At 70.5% G+C, this 18,296-nt stretch carries 14 protein-coding genes; 9 read left to right on the forward strand and 5 right to left on the reverse strand.

Translation table 11 applies throughout. The features are described from left to right. Positions 1-10 precede the first annotated feature (10 nt). From DVA86_RS14590 to DVA86_RS14605, 4 genes are read left to right on the forward strand one after another with little or no spacing between them, the layout of a single operon-like run. The gene (locus tag DVA86_RS14590) at positions 11-973 is read left to right on the forward strand and encodes an acyltransferase domain-containing protein (protein WP_208878743.1); all 963 of its coding nucleotides are present in this window, start codon (positions 11-13) and stop codon (positions 971-973) included. Positions 974-1,016: 43 nt separating this feature from the next. Next, a complete protein-coding gene (locus tag DVA86_RS14595) occupies positions 1,017-2,075 on the forward strand; it encodes an ATP-binding cassette domain-containing protein (protein ID WP_208878744.1) in 1,059 nt (352 codons plus the stop codon). Between the two features lie 17 nt (positions 2,076-2,092). Continuing rightward, a complete protein-coding gene (locus DVA86_RS14600) occupies positions 2,093-2,944 on the forward strand; it encodes an ABC transporter permease (RefSeq protein ID WP_245996573.1) in 852 nt (283 codons plus the stop codon). After that, entirely contained in the window at positions 2,941-4,263 is a 1,323-nt protein-coding gene (locus tag DVA86_RS14605) for a sulfotransferase family protein (protein WP_208878747.1), read from the forward strand. The genes DVA86_RS14600 and DVA86_RS14605 overlap by 4 nt, the downstream gene beginning before the upstream one ends. Positions 4,264-4,396: 133 nt before the next feature. Here the strand turns inward: DVA86_RS14605 and DVA86_RS14610 are convergent, their stop codons facing one another. The 3 genes from DVA86_RS14610 to DVA86_RS14620 form a co-directional block, all read right to left on the reverse strand. Further along, positions 4,397-5,476 (reverse strand): phenylacetate--CoA ligase family protein, encoded by a 1,080-nt coding sequence (locus DVA86_RS14610; protein ID WP_208878748.1) that lies wholly within the window; start codon positions 5,474-5,476, stop codon positions 4,397-4,399. Between the two features lie 121 nt (positions 5,477-5,597). Continuing rightward, entirely contained in the window at positions 5,598-6,992 is a 1,395-nt protein-coding gene (locus tag DVA86_RS14615; RefSeq protein ID WP_208878749.1) for an acyltransferase, read from the reverse strand. Position 6,993: 1 nt separating this feature from the next. After that, positions 6,994-7,761, reverse strand: a complete 768-nt coding sequence (locus tag DVA86_RS14620; protein WP_208878751.1) for a thioesterase II family protein — start codon at positions 7,759-7,761, stop codon at positions 6,994-6,996. A gap of 319 nt (positions 7,762-8,080) precedes the next feature. On the opposite strand from DVA86_RS14620, the gene DVA86_RS14625 reads away from it, so the two are divergent. Further along, positions 8,081-9,127, forward strand: a complete 1,047-nt coding sequence (locus DVA86_RS14625) for a hypothetical protein (protein ID WP_208878752.1) — start codon at positions 8,081-8,083, stop codon at positions 9,125-9,127. A 95-nt stretch (positions 9,128-9,222) separates the two neighbouring features. On the opposite strand, the gene DVA86_RS14630 is transcribed toward DVA86_RS14625, so the two are convergent. Further along, positions 9,223-10,332: an arylcarboxylate reductase gene (locus DVA86_RS14630; RefSeq protein ID WP_245996575.1), complete on the reverse strand. Its 1,110-nt coding sequence runs from the start codon at positions 10,330-10,332 to the stop codon at positions 9,223-9,225. A gap of 661 nt (positions 10,333-10,993) precedes the next feature. On the opposite strand from DVA86_RS14630, the gene DVA86_RS14635 reads away from it, so the two are divergent. Then, positions 10,994-11,566: a 4-phosphopantetheinyl transferase family protein gene (locus DVA86_RS14635; RefSeq protein ID WP_208878754.1), complete on the forward strand. Its 573-nt coding sequence runs from the start codon at positions 10,994-10,996 to the stop codon at positions 11,564-11,566. A gap of 135 nt (positions 11,567-11,701) precedes the next feature. Here the strand turns inward: DVA86_RS14635 and DVA86_RS14640 are convergent, their stop codons facing one another. Further along, on the reverse strand, positions 11,702-13,006 hold the full coding sequence (locus DVA86_RS14640; protein ID WP_281279292.1) for a helix-turn-helix domain-containing protein: 1,305 nt from the start codon (positions 13,004-13,006) through the stop codon (positions 11,702-11,704). 520 nt (positions 13,007-13,526) lie between these two features. Between DVA86_RS14640 and DVA86_RS14645 the strand changes: the two genes are divergently transcribed. The 3 genes from DVA86_RS14645 (at position 13,527) to DVA86_RS14655 (ending at position 18,220) form a co-directional block, all read left to right on the forward strand. After that, positions 13,527-14,291, forward strand: coding sequence for a 50S ribosomal protein L11 methyltransferase (locus tag DVA86_RS14645; protein WP_245996581.1), 765 nt, complete (start codon positions 13,527-13,529; stop codon positions 14,289-14,291). A gap of 544 nt (positions 14,292-14,835) precedes the next feature. Continuing rightward, complete coding sequence (gene pabB, locus DVA86_RS14650) at positions 14,836-16,944, forward strand: aminodeoxychorismate synthase component I (RefSeq protein ID WP_208878757.1); 2,109 nt, start codon at positions 14,836-14,838, stop codon at positions 16,942-16,944. Between the two features lie 58 nt (positions 16,945-17,002). Then, the gene (locus tag DVA86_RS14655; RefSeq protein WP_208878758.1) at positions 17,003-18,220 is read left to right on the forward strand and encodes a 4-hydroxybenzoate 3-monooxygenase; all 1,218 of its coding nucleotides are present in this window, start codon (positions 17,003-17,005) and stop codon (positions 18,218-18,220) included. The last annotated feature ends 76 nt before the right edge of the window (positions 18,221-18,296 follow it).

Raw genomic sequence — 18,296 nt, forward strand, 5'->3', positions numbered from 1 at the left:
GAGGTGGCAGATGGCACTTGCGTTCATTTTCGGCTCCAACCAGTTCAACTACCAGCCCGACGGCATCCTCCAGTTCTACGACGAGAACGCCTCCGTGCGGGACACGTTCCAGCACGTCGCGAAGTGGACCGGGCTCGATGTCGACACGCTGCTCCGTGCCGATGTCGCCGCCGAGGGCTCCCCGGAGCACCAGGTGCGGGTCAATCTGGTCGGGCTGGCCGCCGCGCAGCTGAGCATCCACGACATCCTGGTCGAGAAGGGCATCCGCCCGGCCATGGTCGGCGGGCTCAGTCTGGGCGGGCTGGTGGCGAGCTGTGTCGCGGGCGCTGTGTCCCGGGAAGACCTCATCTCGCTGCTGTTCCGCGGCAACCAGCGGCTCGAGCCGCACGAGGGCGGCCGCGCGCAGGGCGCCGCGACGGTGTTCGCCCCGCTCGCCGTGGACCCGGAGTGGTACTACGGCGAGCAGCGCGAAGGCGTCTGGCTGGGCGGCGACTTCGGGCTGGAGCCGACGGGACGCAGCCGGGTCCTGATGCTCGCCGGTTTCCGCGACGCCCTGGAGAAGCTGCGCGACGAGGCGCCCGAGCACACGGTCACCGTCAGCGAGGACGTGAACATCGCCGTTCACACGCCGCTGCGCGCGGCCGCCCTCGAGGAGACGCGCCGGCAGGTCTCGGAAGTGCCGTTCAGCGACCCGCAGTTGAAGCTGTGCTCGTCCATCGAGCAGAAGGTGCTCACCACGGCCGGTGAGGTACGGGAGATGTTCTACCGGAACGTCGCCGAGCCCATGAGCAACGTGCACATGTACGAGGGGATGAAGAGCAACGGCGCCCAGCTCGCCCTCGTCGTCGGACCCTCACTGATCAAGGATCTGCTCAAGTTCCCCTTCCCCGTCGGCTATGTGGACAACCCCGGGGCCATCCCGGAGGCGATCTCCGCCATCTTCGAACACGGGGTCGAAATCCAGGACGACTGAGTCCGCACGCCCATCCGCACCCCACAAGCAAGCTGGAGATCCCATGCCCGGCGCCATTTACGCCGAAGGTCTCAGGAAAACATTCGGTGACGTCACAACCCTGGACGGAATGGCCCTCTCGGTGCCGCCGGGTTCCGTTCTCGGTCTGCTCGGGCCCAACGGATCCGGCAAGACCACCACGGTGCGCATCCTCAGCACCCTGATCAGCGCCGACTCGGGCACCGCGATGGTGGCCGGCCACAACGTGTTCGCCGACCCGCAGAAGGTGCGCCTGAACATCGGCCTGTCCGGCCAGTACGCCGCCCTCGACGAACTGCTCACCGGGCGGGAGAATCTCCAGCTGGTCGCCGAGCTGTACGGCATGCGCACCCGGCACGCCAAGATGCGCGCCCACGAACTCCTCGAGTGGTTCGGCCTGCAGGAGGCCGCGGACCGCCCGTCCAAGACGTACTCGGGCGGCATGCGCCGCCGGCTCGACCTGGCCGCGGCCCTGGTGGGCAACCCGCCGGTGATGTTCATGGACGAGCCCACCACCGGTCTCGACCCGTACAACCGGCTGCTGCTGTGGGAGGCCGTCGAGGCGCTCGTCGCGAACGGTACGACGCTGCTGCTGACGACCCAGTACCTGGAGGAGGCGGACCGCCTCGCCAACGACATCTCCGTGATCGACCACGGCAAGGTCATCGCTCAGGGCACGCCGAACGACCTGAAGCGGCTGGCGGGCCACGAGCGCATCGAGCTGATCGTGCGCTCGATCGAACAGCTCGACTGGACCGTCGAGTTCCTCAGCCGCTTCGCGACCGGCGAGGCCACGGTCGACCGGTCGGCGCACCAGATCACGCTGCCCATCTCCGGTGGTTCGAAGGTGCTCGGCACCATCATCAACGAACTGGACGAGCGGAACATCGCCGTCGACGACATCGGACTCCGCAGGCCCACACTCGACGAGGTGTTCCTCTACCTGACGGGTGAGGACGCCCGGCAGGCCCGCCGGGAGGCCACCGTCCACGGGACCGGTCCCGCGGCGGCGGACATACGTGAGGCAGAGACCACTCTCCAGCTCAAGCTCACGCACATCACGCAGACCACGAATCGGGTGTGAACACCATGGCCGTTACGATGCCCCCCCACACGAACGCCGGCACACCCGTGGTCTCCGCGTCGCCGTACCCCACCAACCCCGGCCAGACCGGTCGTGAATCGCTCGTCTGCGCACGGCGGAACATCATCAAGATGTTCCGGGTGCCCGAGCAGCTGATGTTCAACCTGGTGCAGCCGCTGCTCTTCATCCTGCTGTTCGCCTACGTCTTCGGCGGCGCCATCGGCAGCGGCGCGGGAGGACGGGACCAGTACCGCGAGTACATGATGGCGGGGTTCTTCGCCCAGTCCATCCTCTTCGTCACCGTGATCTCCGCCAGCACGAACATCGCGCAGGACATGACGAAGGGCATGGTGGACCGGTTCCGGTCGCTGCCGATGTCCCGCGGCGCGGTCCTCACCGGCCGTACGGTCGCCGACTTCGTGCAGAACCTGCTGATGCTCGTCGTCATGATCACCATCGGGCTGCTGGTCGGCTGGCGCATCCACGAGGGTCTGCTGAAGGCCGTCGGAGGCTTCGCGCTGCTGCTGTTCCTCGCGTACGCCTTCTCCTGGGTCGGCGCCGCCATCGGCATGTCGGTGCGCACTCCCGAGGCCGCGAGCGGCGTCATCATCATCATGTTCCCGCTCACGATGATGTCGAACGCCTTCGTGCCCACCCACACGCTGCCGCGGGCACTGCAGCACGTCGTGAACTGGAACCCGTTCAGCGCCACCGTGCAGGCGGCCCGTGAGATGTTCGGCAACCCGTACGTCCCGTCGGAGTCGTGGCCGATGGAGAACGCCACGTGGGCCTCGATGGGCTGGTCCGTGGTCCTGATCCTCGTGTTCCGCACGATCGCCGTGAGCAAGTACAAGAAGGCAGCCAAGTGACGGCAGCCGAAGACACCACGGGAGCCCGTATGCTGCGCGATTCCGCGCCGCCCCGCCCGCAGGACCTGACGGGGCGGGGTGCCGCGCTGGCCCGCCCTAAGCTGCCGGCGGCCATGCGGCTGCTCGGCGGCGCCTTCACACCGCTCGCGCAGCGGATGTGGCAGTTCGACCCGGAGCAGCTGAAAGCCAAGGCACGGGCCAAGACCGGGCTGACGGACTTCGGGGACGACGCGCCGCTGGACGAGCCGCTCGAGGTGCTGTGCCGGTCCATCCGCACCGAGCTGCAACTGAGCACCAACGGCCGGTTCGTGCTGCACAACCAGATCCTGGGCAGCCTCGTGAACCGGCTGCGGCTGCAGGAACTCACCGCCGGCCACCCGGAGATCTTCGAGGCGCAGGTGTCCTGCCCGGTGTTCGTCACCGGCACCCCGCGGACCGGCACCACGTTCGTACAGAAGCTCCTGTGGCAGGACAGCGGCTTCCGCTGCCTGCCGCTGTGGGAGAGCAGCCACCCGCTGCCCAAGGGTGACCCGACGGCGGCGCAGAAGGACCCGGACCCGCGGATCGCGGCGAGCCGTACGGAGCTGAAACTCACCAACAAGATCCTGCCCGAACAGGCCAGCATGCACGGGCTGGTGCACGACGAGCCGGAGGAGGAGAACCCGCTGCTGGCGATCTCCCACTGCTCGTCGATGTACGAGAACATCGCGCTCGTGCCGGCCTACCGCGAGTGGTACACCCAGGCCGACCACACCCCGGGCTACCGGCACTTCGCGCGGGTCCTGCAGTACCTCCAGTGGAGCCGTCCCGGCGGCGACCGCTGGGCGCTGAAGGCGCCGGGCCACCTGGAGATGCTCGGGCCGCTGCTGTCGGTCTTCGACGACGCCACCGTCGTCCAGACCCACCGCGACCCGGTCACCTCGGTGATCTCGTTCGCCAACATGGTCACGTACGGCGCCCGCGTCTACTTCGACCGCCCGGACCCGCTCCTGGTGGGGCAGTACGCCGCGGACTTCATCGAACGGCTGCTGCGCGCCGCCGTACGGGACCACGAGAAGGCGGGCGACCGGGTCGTCGACATCAAGTTCCGCGACCTCGTCTCGGACCCCCTGGGCGAGATGAAGCGGGTCTACGAGGCGGCGGACCGCGAGCTGGACGCCGCCACCGAGCGGGCGATGCGGGACTACGCCGAGTCGGAGAGCAAGCGCGGCGGCCGCCACAAGTACGCCGCGGAGGACTTCGCCCTGGACGTCGAGGCGCTGCGGGAGCGGTTCGGCTTCTACTACGAGCACTTCGACGTGGCGGTGGAGAGCCGCTGACCCCGTGGTACGCGTACGCGCCCGGCGGACCGTGGGTCAGCCGGGCGCGCGTCGTGTGTACGGGCGCTGTGTGCGCGGGCAGCCGGTGCGGGCGGTCGTGCGCGGGCCGTGGTGGCGGGTCGGCACGCGCCGCTCAGTACAGGCCTTCCGGGGCCGACTTGCTCTTCGTCAGCGGCTCCACGTTCGCGACGCCGTCGCACGGCCACTGCGGGCCGGTGTCGTGGCGGATGGCCTGGTCGCGGTCCAGGATGTTCGGCAGGAACAGGTCCTCGTGCAGCACCGTGAGCCGTACGCGGCCCAGCTCGCCGTAGCCCACCAGGCGGGTCGGGTCGTCCTTGTCCACCACCGCGTGCGTGGCCTGCGGGTAGTTGGAGACGTACGCCAGCCGGCCGGAGCCCTCCTCGTACGGCAGCCCCATGCCGCAGCCGAAGGTGTTGCCGTAGCGCACGCAGATCACGTCGCCCGCGATGGCCGCCTTGAAGTCCTCGTACTGCTTGGTCGTGATGTGCGTGCCGGAGAGGCCCACGCCCTGGAGCTTCCCCACCAGGTCGGGCCGCTTGCGGAGCAGCACCTGCAGCATGGCGGGCGTCGTCTCGAGGTAGTCCACCTGCTGGCTGTCCAGGATGGCGATGACCTGCCCGCTGGTGTGGTCCACGTACTGGTTCATCTCGTTGAGCCGGCTGCCGCGGATCAGCTCCTTGACCCAGCGCGGGTCGAGGTCGATGCCGTACAGGATGGACGAGCTCATCCGCGTCACGCGCTCCAGCATGCTCCCGATGAGGTGCGGCCCGCTCGGGCCGGCGAACAGCCAGGTGCGCCCCGGCTCGAACCCCGCCGTCTCCTGGCTGTACTGCCACCAGCCGGCGACGACCTCGGCCATCCGCTCGGTGTAGAACACCCGGCATGGGGCGCCCGTGGTGCCGCCCGACTCGAAGACGCGGCCGGTCAGCGGGCGCTCCACGGCCTGCGGGAGCATGTCGACCGGGTCGAGGTCGCGCAGCACGCTCAGATCGAAGTTGCCGAACGCGGACAGCTCGTCGTAGCGGGTGATCTCGAGCGGGTCGAAGCCGAGTTCCGGCACCTGCTTGAGCCAGTACGGGCTGCCCGTCTCGGGGTCGAACTGCCGGCGCAGGACCTTGCGCGTCCACGCGTCCAGGTCCGTGTCGAGCCAGCTTTCGGCGGAGAAGGCTCCGGGTGTGTCGGTGGCCGTCATCGTGTTCCTCTCAGGCGGCGGCGGTGCCCGCCGGATGGGGTTTCCGGCGGTCCGTCCATCCTCCGCCGCACCGCTTGGGGAAATCCTCACAACTGCCCGTGCAGGCACGGGCACCGGGCCGTCAGGCGCCGCCCTGCGGCACGCCGTCCGGCGCGTACGCGTGCAGCCGCTCCTGCCACCGCTCCGTACGGAACGTGGCGGCCGTCGCACGCGGCATGCTGATGTGCACGTTCATCGAGCCCTCCTCGTCGGGCGTCGGCAGGAAGTGCACCATCCACGGGACGGGCAGACGCGCCGGTTCGCACCAGAACGGGGTTCCGGCGCCGAGGTCGATCTCGTAGAACGGCAGCTTGGACAGGTTGTTGAGTTCCACGGTGTCGTTGAACGCCCCGAACGGCATCCTCGGCATGATCCGCCGCTCCCGGCCCGCGGCCCGCTGCGCGAGCAGGAACGCCGTCTCGTCGCGCAGCTTCTCGGCGGTGATCCCCGACAGGCCCTCCCGTACGGTGTGCGCGATGTCGCCCAGCGCGCGGGAGCGCAGCTGCCCGGCCGTCATGTGGGGCCGGACGCTGGTGATGGTGTTGCCCCAGTAGTGCTCCGGCAGCGTGTCGCCTGGTATGGAGCTGAACTGGGCGATCAGTCCGAGCGTCTCGTTCGCGTCGGCCGGCCGGTCGCGGAGTTCGGCGACGGTCTGCCACACGTGTGCGGCGACCGCGTCGCTGGTGGAGACCCAGCGGCCGGTGCCCGCGAGGTCGTTCATGGCCGCCGCCTTCAGCTCCCGCGTCTCCGCGCCGCTGAGCCGCGCGGACACGGTCTCGATGCGCGGGGCGGTGACGGCGATCCTGGCCAGCAGGCTGAACTTCGCGCGCCGGCTCGCCAGAACGAAGCGCTCGCTGCGTTCGGTGGCCTCCGGCGGCGCGTCCGCGCCCAACTCGTCGAGCCGCTCACGGTCGTGGTTCGGCTCCGGATAGTCCCGCCCGAGGTGCTCGCAGGACCAGTTCGCCATGAACGTCGCGTACGCGCGCGCGTCCACCAGCACGTGCTTGATGCGGATGCCCAGTATCGTGCCGCCGCCGGCGGTGTGCGTGAGCCGCACCGCCAGCGTGGGCAGGTTCTCGCCCGTCATCTGGAACAGCGGCACCCGAGGCAGCAGCTGCGGCAGCGACGGACGTCCGGGCCGCCCGTGCTCGTGCTCGGCCATGCTGAGCGGCGAGTCCTCCTCCTCGAAGAGGGCTCCCGCGTCGTTGCAGACGACGCTCAGCCCGCCGTCCGCGTCCCGCTCCAGCCGGCCGCCAAGCACCTGGTGGTGCCGCATCGTCCTGGCGAGCGACTCGCGCAGCGCGGCACCGTCCAGCGTCTCGCGGAAGAAGAACGCGCGGTCGGTGTAGAGGGTGCCGGTGATCGTGTCGAGGGCGCTGAGCCGTACGCGCCCGCCGCTCACCCCCGACCGTACGGTGAAGGTGCGCCGCGCGCGCTCCTCGGCGCGGCGCTTCGTCCTGAGCCCTGGCACGGCCATCTCACGCACCGTCCGCGCGGGACGCGGCGAAGTGCCCGCGGAGCACGGCCATCACCTCGGCCGCACGCTCCGAGAGGAAGAAGTGGCCGCCCGGGAACACCTGGAGGTCGGAGCCGCCGGAAGTGTGCTTCTTCCAGTCGGCGGCCTCGTCCAGGGTGGTCTTCGGGTCGTCGTCGCCGACCAGTACGGAGATGGGCGCGCGCACCGTCTTGCCGGCGCCGCTCTCGTACGTCTCCACCGCCGTGTAGTCGCTGCGGATCGCCGGCAGGATCATCCGCAGCAGCTCCTCGTCGCCGAGCACCTGCGCGTCCGTCCCGGCCAGTTCGCGCAGCTCCGCGACCAGCCCGTCGTCGTCCCGCTTGTGCACCTGCTCGTCGCGGTGCCGGGACGGTGCGCGGCGCCCGGAGGCGAAGATCCGTACGGGCTGCTTCCCGTCGCGCTCCAGACGGTGCGCGACCTCGAACGCCACGACGGCGCCCATGCTGTGCCCGAAGAACGTCACCGGCCGGTCCATCCAGCCGCTCAGCGCCTCGGCGACCCGGTCGGCGAGCACGTCGACGGAGTCGATACCCGGCTCCTGGCGGCGGTCCTGCCGGCCCGGGTACTGGACGGCGAGCACGTCCACCTCCGGCTTCAGCGCGGCCGACACCGGAAAGTAGAAGCTCGCCGAGCCCCCCGCGTGCGGGAAGCAGATGAGGCGTTGGCTCGCCTCGGGTGCCGGGTGGAACCTCCGGCACCACAGGCCGTCGTCTGCGGATGCTGCAGTCATCAGACGGGGTCGTCCTTTCCGGAACAGCGCGTGGGCGCGTGCACACGGACACGCGCGGAACGGGTGCGCGCGGCACGTATCAGGCATGGATCAGGCAATAGCCACTATTCACGGCGCCGGGCTGGTCAGCACAAGGGGGGTCGGGCGTAAGGGCGCTAAGTCTGGGTCTTTCCCCGATTCTTGAGCGTCCGCGGGAGGGCACGCTGGTCGGCCCCACGGGCACGATCTAGTGTCACGAGCAGTCCAGCCCCGCCGAGGGGTCCGTCCACCCCGCCGAGGGGCCACCTGAGGACACCCCGATGACACCAGAGGTCGAAGAATGAGTCTGGCGTTTCTCTGCGGCACCGAACTGCTCGACGACGAGACGCGGGAAATCCGGGGAGCCGGGGGCTTTCACGAGCAGTCGCCCGTGATGCGCTACCAGTACGCGAAATTCGCCTCGTGGGCCGGCGTCGGCGTGAGCGCCCTGCTGGATCCCGCGACCGCGGACGGCCACCGGGACCGCGCACGCGCCGAACGGGTCGCGCTCACCGCCGCCATGCTCGGCATCCACGACGTCCTCGGCGTGCACGGCATCCGCCCGGCGGTGCTCGGCGGCTTCGGCACGGGCGCGCTGGCGGCCGGGTGCCTGGCGGGCGCGCTGCCGCGCGAGGAGCTGTTCGCGCTGCTGCTGGACGGCATGGGCGGCATGGGCGGCCTGGAAGGCACAGCCGGAGCGGAGGGCGCGGACGTCACGGACGTGGCGGACGTACGGGACGCGCCGGACGTACGGCAGGACGGGCGCGGTCCGGGCCAGGCCCGCGCCGTGGTGTTCCTGCCGCGGGACCGCGACCCGGAGTGGTACGCGGCGCTGGACCCGCGCCGGGTACGCGTCGGCGCCTCGCTCGGCACCGAACCCGACGGCACCTGCCGGGTGCTGCTGCTCACCGGCGACGCCGAGGCGCTCACCGCGCTGGCCGGGGAGGCACCCGAGGGCGCCGTACGGCTGTCGGGCGGGCACCCCGCGGTGCTGCACAGCCCGCTGGCGCTGACGGAGCACGAGAGGGCCGTTCAGCGGCTCCGGAGGCTGGAGTTCCGCGACCCCGAACCGCCCGTCTGCTCCTGCCTGGAGCCGGGGACGCTGACCGGCGCGGGTGAGGTACGGGACCTGTTCGGGCGCTGCGTGGCCGAACCGGCCGACATCGGGGCGCTCGTCTCGGGCCTGGCCGAGCAGGGCACGCGGCTGGCGCTCGTACTCGGCCCGTCGCTGCCGCGGCACGTCATCGACTTCCCGTTCCCGGTGGTCCACGTGGACGCCCCGGAGCGGGTGGCCGACGCGATCGCGTCGCTCCTCGAGTACGGCGTGGGCGTCCCCACCCCCGGCTGACCCGGCCCGGCTGAACAGCGGGCGGACTCCGGCTGAACGGTGGACGGCCCGCGGCTCCGGAGAGCCGCGGGCCGTCACCACGTGACCGGTTCCGCTCAGTACATTCCCTCGGGCAGGTCCCAGGCGACCTGCAGCGGCTGCAGGTTGGCGACGCCGTCGCAGGGCCAGTCGTCCGAGGTCTCGACCCGTACGGCCTGGTCGCGCTCCAGCACGTTCGGCAGGAACAGGTCGTCGTGCAGCACCGTGATCCGCAGCTGGCCCACCTCGCCGAAACCGACGGTCCGCTCGGGGTCCTTCTTGTCCACGACCCTCATGGTCACCTGCGGGTAGTGCGGCACGTACGGCAGCAGATCGTCGTCCGGGCCCGAACCCAGCCGCGCGGGCAGGCCCATGGCGTCCCCGAGCGCGTTCCGGTACGTGGTGCCGATGAGGCCGCCGTCCAGCGCCTCCGTGAACTCCCGGTACATGGAGGGCGTCACCTGGGTGCCCTCCAGCGCGATCCCGTCCAGCGCGGCCACCAGCTCGGGACGCTGCCGTACGAGCACCTGGAACAGCGCGGGTGTCGTCTCCAGGTAGTGCACGCGGGTGCTTTCCAGCACGTCGGAGATCTGCCGGACCAGGTGGTTCAGGTAGCGGTTGACCTCGGCCAGCCGGCCGTCCCTGATCAACTCCCGGATCCAGCGCGGGTCGACGTCGACCGAGTACACCGTCGACGCGTGCAGCCGCGCCGTGTTCGCGGCGTTCTCGCCGCCCGCGTGCGGGCCGCTCGGCATGGCGTGCAGCCAGGTGCGGCCCTCGGCGAAACCGGCGTGCCGCAGCCCGAACCGGCGCCACTCCGCCTGGTGCGCGCGCATCGCCTCGGTGTGGAAGACACGGCACGGTGAACCGGTGGCTCCGCTGCTCTCGTACACCCGGCCGGACAGCGGGCGCGGCACGTCCCGCGGCAGCAGGTCGGCCGGTTCGGTCTTGCGCAGCGCCTCCAGCGCGAACGGCCCGAACCGCTCCAGCTCGTCGTAGCGCGTGATCTCCAGCGGGTCGAAGCCGAGCGTCGGCAGCCGCTCCAGCCAGAACGGGCTGCCCTTCTCGGGGTCGAAGTGGCGGGACAGCACCCGCCGGGTCCACGCGTCGAGATCCGCGGACAGGCCGGGTGCGGCGGACACGCCGTCCTCCGGTCCGGTGCCCGCCGTCGGCTCCGTGCTCGCCATCGCCACGTCCTTTCACAGCTGCTTCGCACGTCGCAGGTGCTTCGCACGTCGGAGAACCGGTCCGCCCGTACCGCGTGCCGGGCCGGCCGCGCACGCCGGTGAGGCGGCGGTGTGCCCGCCGGCCCGCGGAGGGCCGGGCGGGGCACACGCGTGCCGTGGCAGCCGCCACCCGGCTGAGTACGGGGGGAACTCGCCGACCGTGGCGCTGCCTCCGGCGGGGTCCCATCCTCCCGGAGCGGGTCTGGGGAAAACCCCATATCCGTACGGAAGTTGCTGTCGGCAGGGGGTTAACTGGCCGGTAACGAGGCTGTTGCCAGAATCTTGCAGTCCGAATGGTTGAGCTGTGGCCGCGACTGACTAAGCTGTGCCCGGCTAGTCAACATGTAGGTAGGCCCTCGCCGGGGTCATGTACGCGCCTGATGAGGAGACTTCGCGCAGCCTGGGCGAACACTGAGTACCCGGCCCGGGTGCGCTTGCAATGCGGATCGGCTGCCTCTTCAATGGCAGTCAGCGAAGGTGCGACCGACCAGTCGCACGACCACCTTTCGTTGCAATACGGGGGATCAGAGTGCAAGACGGCCTTTCCAGTCACGGGATAATCCACGTCCTCGGTGGTCCGGTCCAGCCTCAGACCGGGTGGCCCGGGAACCACGGTACGAGCGTGAGCACGAGCGCCGACCGCTCCGGTGCCGGCCTGACGCGGCGGGAGATGGCCGACGTGATGGCGCTCGCCCCGCCGGCGGTGGCCGCGGGCAAGCGCCTCGGTGCCCAGGTCGAGATCACCGCAGACGGACTGTGGGCGATGGCGCTCGGCGAAGGCATCGACCGCATGGGCGTCTCCGTGGAGACCGCCGCTCCGCATCTGGGCCTCTCCGAGTCCCGGCTGCTGCACTCCTCCGAGTGGCAGACGGTCCACACCGCACCCCGTAAGGAAAGGGGCAAGCTCGCCACCCGGATGTGGGTCCGCAAGGACGCCGCACTCCAACTCCTCGGCTACGGCCTGACGGTGGACCCCGGACGCATCGATGCGGGCCACCCCGGGGACCGCGGCCGGGTGCGGCTGGAGCACCCCGACGGTGTCGTCTCGTCGGTGCACGTCACGGACGTCCGGCTGAGCGACGACCACCTGTGCGCCATAGCGACGTGGTACCGCCCGGACGAGATCCGGTACTGGGGCGAGGACAGCGCCGAGGCCGGCTGGAGCCCGGCGATGGCGGGCTGGGCGGCCGTCTGACCGCGTCCGGCCGCAGCTGACCGCGCGTCGGTTGAACCGGCGCTTACGGCCGGTGCCTTACGCCGGTGCCTTACGGCCGGCGACTTGTGCGGGACGCGGGACCGACGCGCGTAGAGCCGATGACGCGGCCGGGCGTCAGGAAGCGTCGAGTCCGTTCGCCGTACGGCCTCCGAGGCCCTGCGGGCCGTTCAGCATCTCCCAGGCGACAGCGGCGTAGCGGTACGCCTGCGCCTTCTGGAACAGACCCGCCGCACGGATACAGCAGGCGCGCGCCCGCTCCGTGTGCCCGGTGTCCGCGAGGACCCGTGCGGCCAGCAGCAGACTCGCGCCCAGGCTGTGCGCCCGTAGGTCGTTCCGGTCCCGCATGACGCGCCCCGCCAGCTCCGCTGCCGCCTCCGGCCGCCCCTCGGCGAGCGTGCACGCGGCGTCCTCCGCGGTCAGCCAGTACGGCACCTCGGTCACGCTGACGAAGGACATCATCTGCCGGGCGCGTTCCAGCGACTCGCGTGCCGCGACCGCGTCACCGCGGCTCAGCAGGGTCAGGTCGGCGTGCAGCACCGTGAACCGGCCCCACAGCTCCGGATCGTCGATCGGCTTGAGCTGCGCGACAGAGGAGGCGACCATGTCGATCGCCTCCTCGTGCCGCCCGTTCTCGCGCAGGACCAGCGCCTGATAGAGCCGTACGGAGCCCAGGAGCGGCGAGTACGCCTGCTCCGGATCACCCGCCGTCGGATCCAGCCCCTCGACCCAGCCGAGGTTCCCCGTCCAGTAGCAGCAGCGAACCATCGCCTCCTGCGCCCGCAGCCGGCTGACCCGTCCCTGCACCCGGCCGGTCTGCGCGGCGAGATACGCCGCGTGCGCGTGCTGCAGCGCCTCGCCGACCTGCCCCGTGCGCTCCAGCAGGTCGGCCGTGGTGATCTCGACGCGCTGCCACAGCTCCGGTGTCTCCGCCGCGTCCAGATCGTCGAGCAGCGACTGCAGCGCCTCCAGCGCCTCTCCCGTACGGCCGAGCTCGTGCAGGATCTCGGCGACGGACAGCCGCGACTCGAGCAGCACGTCCTGGTGCTGGGCGGCGGAGTCGTTCTCCATGACGGACGCGAAGTGCGTCAGCGCCGCCTCGGGGTCCCCGCCCTCCCACTGCTTGCGCGCCTGCACGAAGCGGCTGACCAGGTCGACCCGGCGTACGTCGGCGCCGGGGGCCGCCGGTGCGGGCGGTTCGTGCTCCTCGGCGTCCTCCAGCAGATCCTGTACGGGCACGCCCAGCCGCTCCGACAGCACCTTGAGGACGTCCTCGCTCGGGATTCGCTTGCCGTGCTCCACGAGCGAGACGTAGCTGGGCGAGATGTCGGCTCCGGCGAGCTCGGTCTGAGAGAGGCCGGTTCTCAACCGGGCTTGTCTGATGCGGTGTCCAACACCTGGCCGGCGAGTCAAAGCGGTCATTCCTTCGTGGGTGAGGGGCGTTGCTTTTCACGTGTCACGTGCACAGTTGACGGGCGGACGCTCCTGATTGTGACACCAGTGTACGGCGCGTATTCATGGTGTGACTCAGAGTTGACTGCGGTCGTCACAGGGCGCCGTAGATCACGAGCCTGTAGAAGTTCCCCCCTTCAACCAGGTAAACGGATCATGGCAGACCCGAGTGGGGCAAGGCGACCGGAACGGGGCAGCACAATCAGGCACCAGGGGAAATTTATGGTCAAGCGACTAGTGGTCGGCGAATCTCTTGAGGCGGCGCATGATCTCCTTTTGGAGATCCCCTTCCCCGGTGCCGCGTTCCGCATAGGCGCCGCTGTCTTCGTCGTGGCACATGCGCGCGAGTACGGCCCCGGGACGCTGCCGGCGCGCAGTACGAGCGTGGTAGCGTCACCTTCCCGCGCGGGGATTGCGCGGGAAGTGCTCCAGCAGTGGCGCGGGTCGCGCCCGATACAGCAGGCAGCGATTCGTGGAAGGTCCGTCTCAGGTGTCACAAGGAACGTCTGACCCGGCCGAGCTCCGGAGCTTCGAACGCTCTCTGGAGCGGAGCAGGCTCTCCAAGACCCGCCCCGACCGGCCGCGCACCTTCTCCATGTACGACCGCGAATGGGACCTCTTCGAGGATGTCTTCCCGCCGGTGTACACCCGCTCCACGGCCGTGTCGGTGGAACTCCTGGGCCTGGACGGCGGCAGTACGCGCCTGCCCGAGCGGGGGTCACTCCTCGAGGTCGGCTGCGGCGCCGGCGTCCTCGCCGTACTCGGCGCGCTCGCCGGCTGCGAGCGCGTGGTCGCCTCGGACATCAACCCGCAGGCCGCCGCGAACGCGGCCCGCAACGCGGAGCGCCACGGCGTGCAGGACCGGCTGCGGTCCGTGCAGAGCGACCTGTTCGCGGCCCTCGACCCCGGTGAGCGCTTCGACACGATCTTCTGGCATTCCAACTACGTGCGCGGGCCCGAGGACTACGAGTTCGACTCGGTCCACGACCAGGCGTACATCGACCCCGGCTACGAGGCCCACCGCCGGTATCTGATCGAGGCGCCGCACTGGACGACCCCGGAGGGGTCCGCGCTGCTGCACTTCTGCAGCCGGGGCGACATCGAGGCCCTGCGCCGGATCGCCGAGTCGTGCGACCGCGGACTGCGGCTCCTGCGCACCATCGAGGTGCACGAGGGCGAGTACGGCGACGATGTCGTCGAGCACCTGCTGTTCGAGGTGAATCCGCTCAACGGCTCCGCCGCCACGTCCTCTTGACGCGCGGTGCGGGCCGGTCGCACCGCGCCCGTACTCAGCCGTGCCGAGTCCGTACCCAGCCGTACCGACCCGGTGCCGGCCGGTCGGCGATGAAAGACTAGGCGTATCACCAGTCCTTGCCCCGCAGGTGTTTCCAATGGCGGCGGGACTCGGGGAAGTTGGCCTGGCTCCGGAGTGCGGGAAGTCCCCGCGGCACAAGCACATCAGCGATTTCCTCGCCGTTTGACCGGCCGAGTCGAAAAAGCGCTTCGATATCGAAGGCACGGGCGGTGCGAACGGTCATCGGCGAACTCACGGTGTTCGTACAGATGCCCCCTGCCCGCGCCCGCTGGTGCGCGCGAACTGGGGATGACCCCAGAATCGACCGAGCTCATGGCCTGTCCGGGGTCCGGGGCGGCTACTTTGACGGACTACGGACTACAGCTCCCCCTGCGACCCGCGCCTGGGCGCGGAACAGGCCGCCGAAGTCGTGGACCGGTCCGCCGTGTTGCTGGGTACGGCCTCCCAGTCCGACTTCCGAAGAACGTGAAGGATGCGAGGTACGATGCGCACGCTGTTGGTCGACAACTACGATTCATTCACCTATAACCTGTTCCACTATCTGGCCGAGGTGAACGGCCGGGAGCCCGTGGTCATTCGCAATGACGACCCGAGCTGGCATCCCCGTATGCTCAAGGAATTCGACAGCATTCTCATCTCTCCCGGCCCCGGCAGTCCTGACCGGCCGGAAGACTTCGGAATCTGCAGGGAGATCATCGACGGCGGCGAACTGCCCGTACTCGGCGTGTGCCTGGGCCACCAGGGCATCGCCCACTCCTTCGGCGCCCGCGTGGGCCGTGCCCCGGAGCCGCGGCACGGCCGTCTCTCGGAGGTCTTTCACGACGGCACCGAGCTGTTCGCCGGGATTCCCACGCCGTTCCCCGTCGTGCGCTACCACTCGCTCGCGGTCACCGATCTGCCGGACGAGCTGGAGGCGACGGCCACCGCCGACGACGGCGTCCTGATGGGGCTCCGGCACCGCGAACGGCCCTTCTGGGGCGTTCAGTTCCACCCCGAGTCCATCGCCACGGAGTACGGCCACCAGCTGCTGCACAACTTCCGCGACCTGGCCCAGAAGTTCGGCAGGGGCAGCGCGGCGCAGCTGACCGCCCCCGCGTCGGCGAGCGAGACCGTCACCGCGCCCAGCGGCACCCGGCCCGCGGGCACGCGCGAACTCACCGTGCTGGCCAGGTCCCTCCCCACGCGCTGGCAGGACGAGGTGGTCTACGAGCAGCTGTTCAAGGCGCAGGACCACGCCTTCTGGCTGGACAGCGGCGCGGCCACCGGGGAGAACGGCCGGTTCTCCTTCATGGGCGACGCGACCGGCCCGCTGGCCAGGGTCGCCAAGGCCGACGTCTGGGAGCGGCACGTCACCGTCGAGACGGCCGACGGCTCCGAGACGGTGCCCGGCGAGTTCCTCACCTGGCTGCAGGAGGACCTGCGCTCGCTGCACGTCGAACTCCCCGAGCTGCCCTTCGACTTCGCCCTCGGCTGGGTCGGCTACCTCGGCTACGAGCTGAAGGCGGAGTGCGGCGGGGACCGCGGCTACCGCTCGGACGAGCCGGACGCGGCCATGATCTTCGCCGACCGCGCCGTGGCGTTCGACCACGCCACCTCCACCACGTACCTGCTCGCGCTCGCCGAGGACGGCGCCGAGGAGTCCGCCCGTACCTGGCTCGACGACACCGGGCGGCGGCTGACGGAACTGGCCGGCCGGGAGCCGCGGTACACCGCACCGGACAACGTGCCCACCCCGCTGCGGCTGCGGCACGACCGCGACAGCTACCTGTCGCTCATAGACCGCTGCCAGGAGGAGATCGCGGCCGGTACGACGTACGAGGTCTGCCTCACGAACATGGTCGAGGCCGCGACGGAGGTGGAGCCCTGGCAGAGCTACCAGTTCCTGCGCCGCCTGAGCCCCGCGCCGTTCGCCTCCCTGCTGCGCTTCGGCTGCCTCTCGGTGCTGAGCACGTCGCCCGAACGCTTCCTGCGGATCTCCGCGGACGGCATGGCCGAGTCGAAGCCGATCAAGGGCACCCGGCCGCGCGGGGCCTCGGACGCCGAGGACGAGCTGCTGCGCCGCGACCTGGAGACCAGCCCGAAGGACCGCTCCGAGAACCTGATGATCGTCGACCTGGTGCGGAACGACCTCGGGCGCACCGCCGAGGTCGGCTCGGTCAGCGTCCCCAAGCTCTTCGAGGTGGAGACCCACCCGACCACGTACCAGCTGGTCAGCACGGTCAGCGCCCGGCTGCGGGAGTCGAGTTCGGCGGTCGAGTGCGTACGCGCGGCCTTCCCCGGCGGGTCGATGACCGGTGCCCCCAAGATCCGTACGATGCAGATCATCGAGGAGCTGGAGGCCGGCCCGCGCGGCGTGTACTCGGGGGCCATCGGCTACTTCTCGCTCTCGGGCGCCTGCGACCTGAGCATCGTCATCCGCACGCTCGTCGTCACCCCGTCCCGCGTCCGCTACGGAGTGGGCGGCGCCATCGTCGCGCTGTCCGACACGGACGACGAGTACGAGGAGACCGCGGTCAAGGCGACCCCGCTGCTGCGCCTGCTCAGCGCCGACTTCCCGGGACGGGTCCCGGTGTCGTCCGGGGCGGCCCGTTGAGCGTGCCCCGCTGCCCCGCATTTCCAGCCGCTGCCATCGAGAAGACGAGGAGTAGGGCGTGAATCGGCTCAGGACACAGGTGGCCATCGTCGGCGCAGGTCCGGCCGGACTGCTGCTGTCGCATCTGCTGCACCAGCAGGGAGTGGAGTCCGTTGTACTGGAGCGCCGCAGCAGACAGTACGTCGAACAGCGCGTGCGCGCCGGACTGCTGGAGCACGGCTCGGTCCAGGTGCTGCGGGACGCCGGCCTCGCCGGACGGCTCGACCGGCAGGCACTGCACCACGACGGGCTCGAACTGCGGGTCGACGGGCAGCGGCACCGGTTGAACGTCACACGGCTCGCGGGCTGCAGCACGTACGTGTACGGCCAGCAGGAGCTGGTCAAGGACCTGATCGCGGCCCGTGAAGAGGCGGGCGGGCAGATCTGGTTCGAGGTCGACGACGTGGTGCCGGAGCTCTCCCACGACGGCCCCTCAACGGTGCGCTGCACGCTCGACGGGCAGCCGACGGAGATCAGCTGCGACTTCGTCGCGGGCTGCGACGGGTTCCACGGAGTGACGCGCCCGAGCATCCCCGAAGGGCACCTCACCACGTACGACCGCACCTACCCGTCCGCCTGGCTCGGCGTCCTCGCCGCCGCGCCCCCCGCCTCCGAGGAACTGGTCTACGCGGTGCACGAGCGGGGCTTCGCCCTGGCCAGCATGCGTTCCCCCGAGGTCAGCCGGCTCTATCTCCAGGTGGAGGAGGGGGACTCGGTCGACAACTGGCCGGACGACCGGATCTGGAAGGAACTCCACGCACGCCTCTCCGTCACCGGCGAGGCGGAGCTCACCGAGGGGCCGATCCTGGAGAAGTCGGTCGTCGCCCTGCGGTCGTTCGTCGCCGAACCGATGCAGCACGGGCCGCTGTTCCTCGCCGGCGACGCCGCCCACATAGTGCCGCCCACCGCGGCGAAGGGGCTCAACCTCGCGGTGGAGGACGTCACGGTGCTGAGCGAGGCATTCCACGCGTGGTACTCCGACGGCGACCGCGCCCTCCTCGACGGCTACTCCGACCGGCGGCTGCCCAGCATCTGGGAGGCCGAGGAGTTCTCCGACTGGATGGCGGGCCTGCTGCACCGGCCCCCGGAGGGCGACCGGTACGGCGCGCGGCTGCAACGGGCCCGGCTGGACGCCGTCGTCAACTCACCCGCCAGCGGGCGGCAGTTCGCGGAGCGGTACGTGGGCCTGGCACGGCAGTACGCGGGCGGCGAGAGGAGCGGGCAGCGGACGCCGTAGGGGGCGACGGCACGGGGGACCGCACTGACGCGCCGCGCGGGGGACACCCTGCGCGGCCTGGTCGTCCGGCCGGGGC

Source organism: Streptomyces armeniacus (genome assembly GCF_003355155.1).
Taxonomy (GTDB): Bacteria; Actinomycetota; Actinomycetes; order Streptomycetales; family Streptomycetaceae; genus Streptomyces; species Streptomyces armeniacus.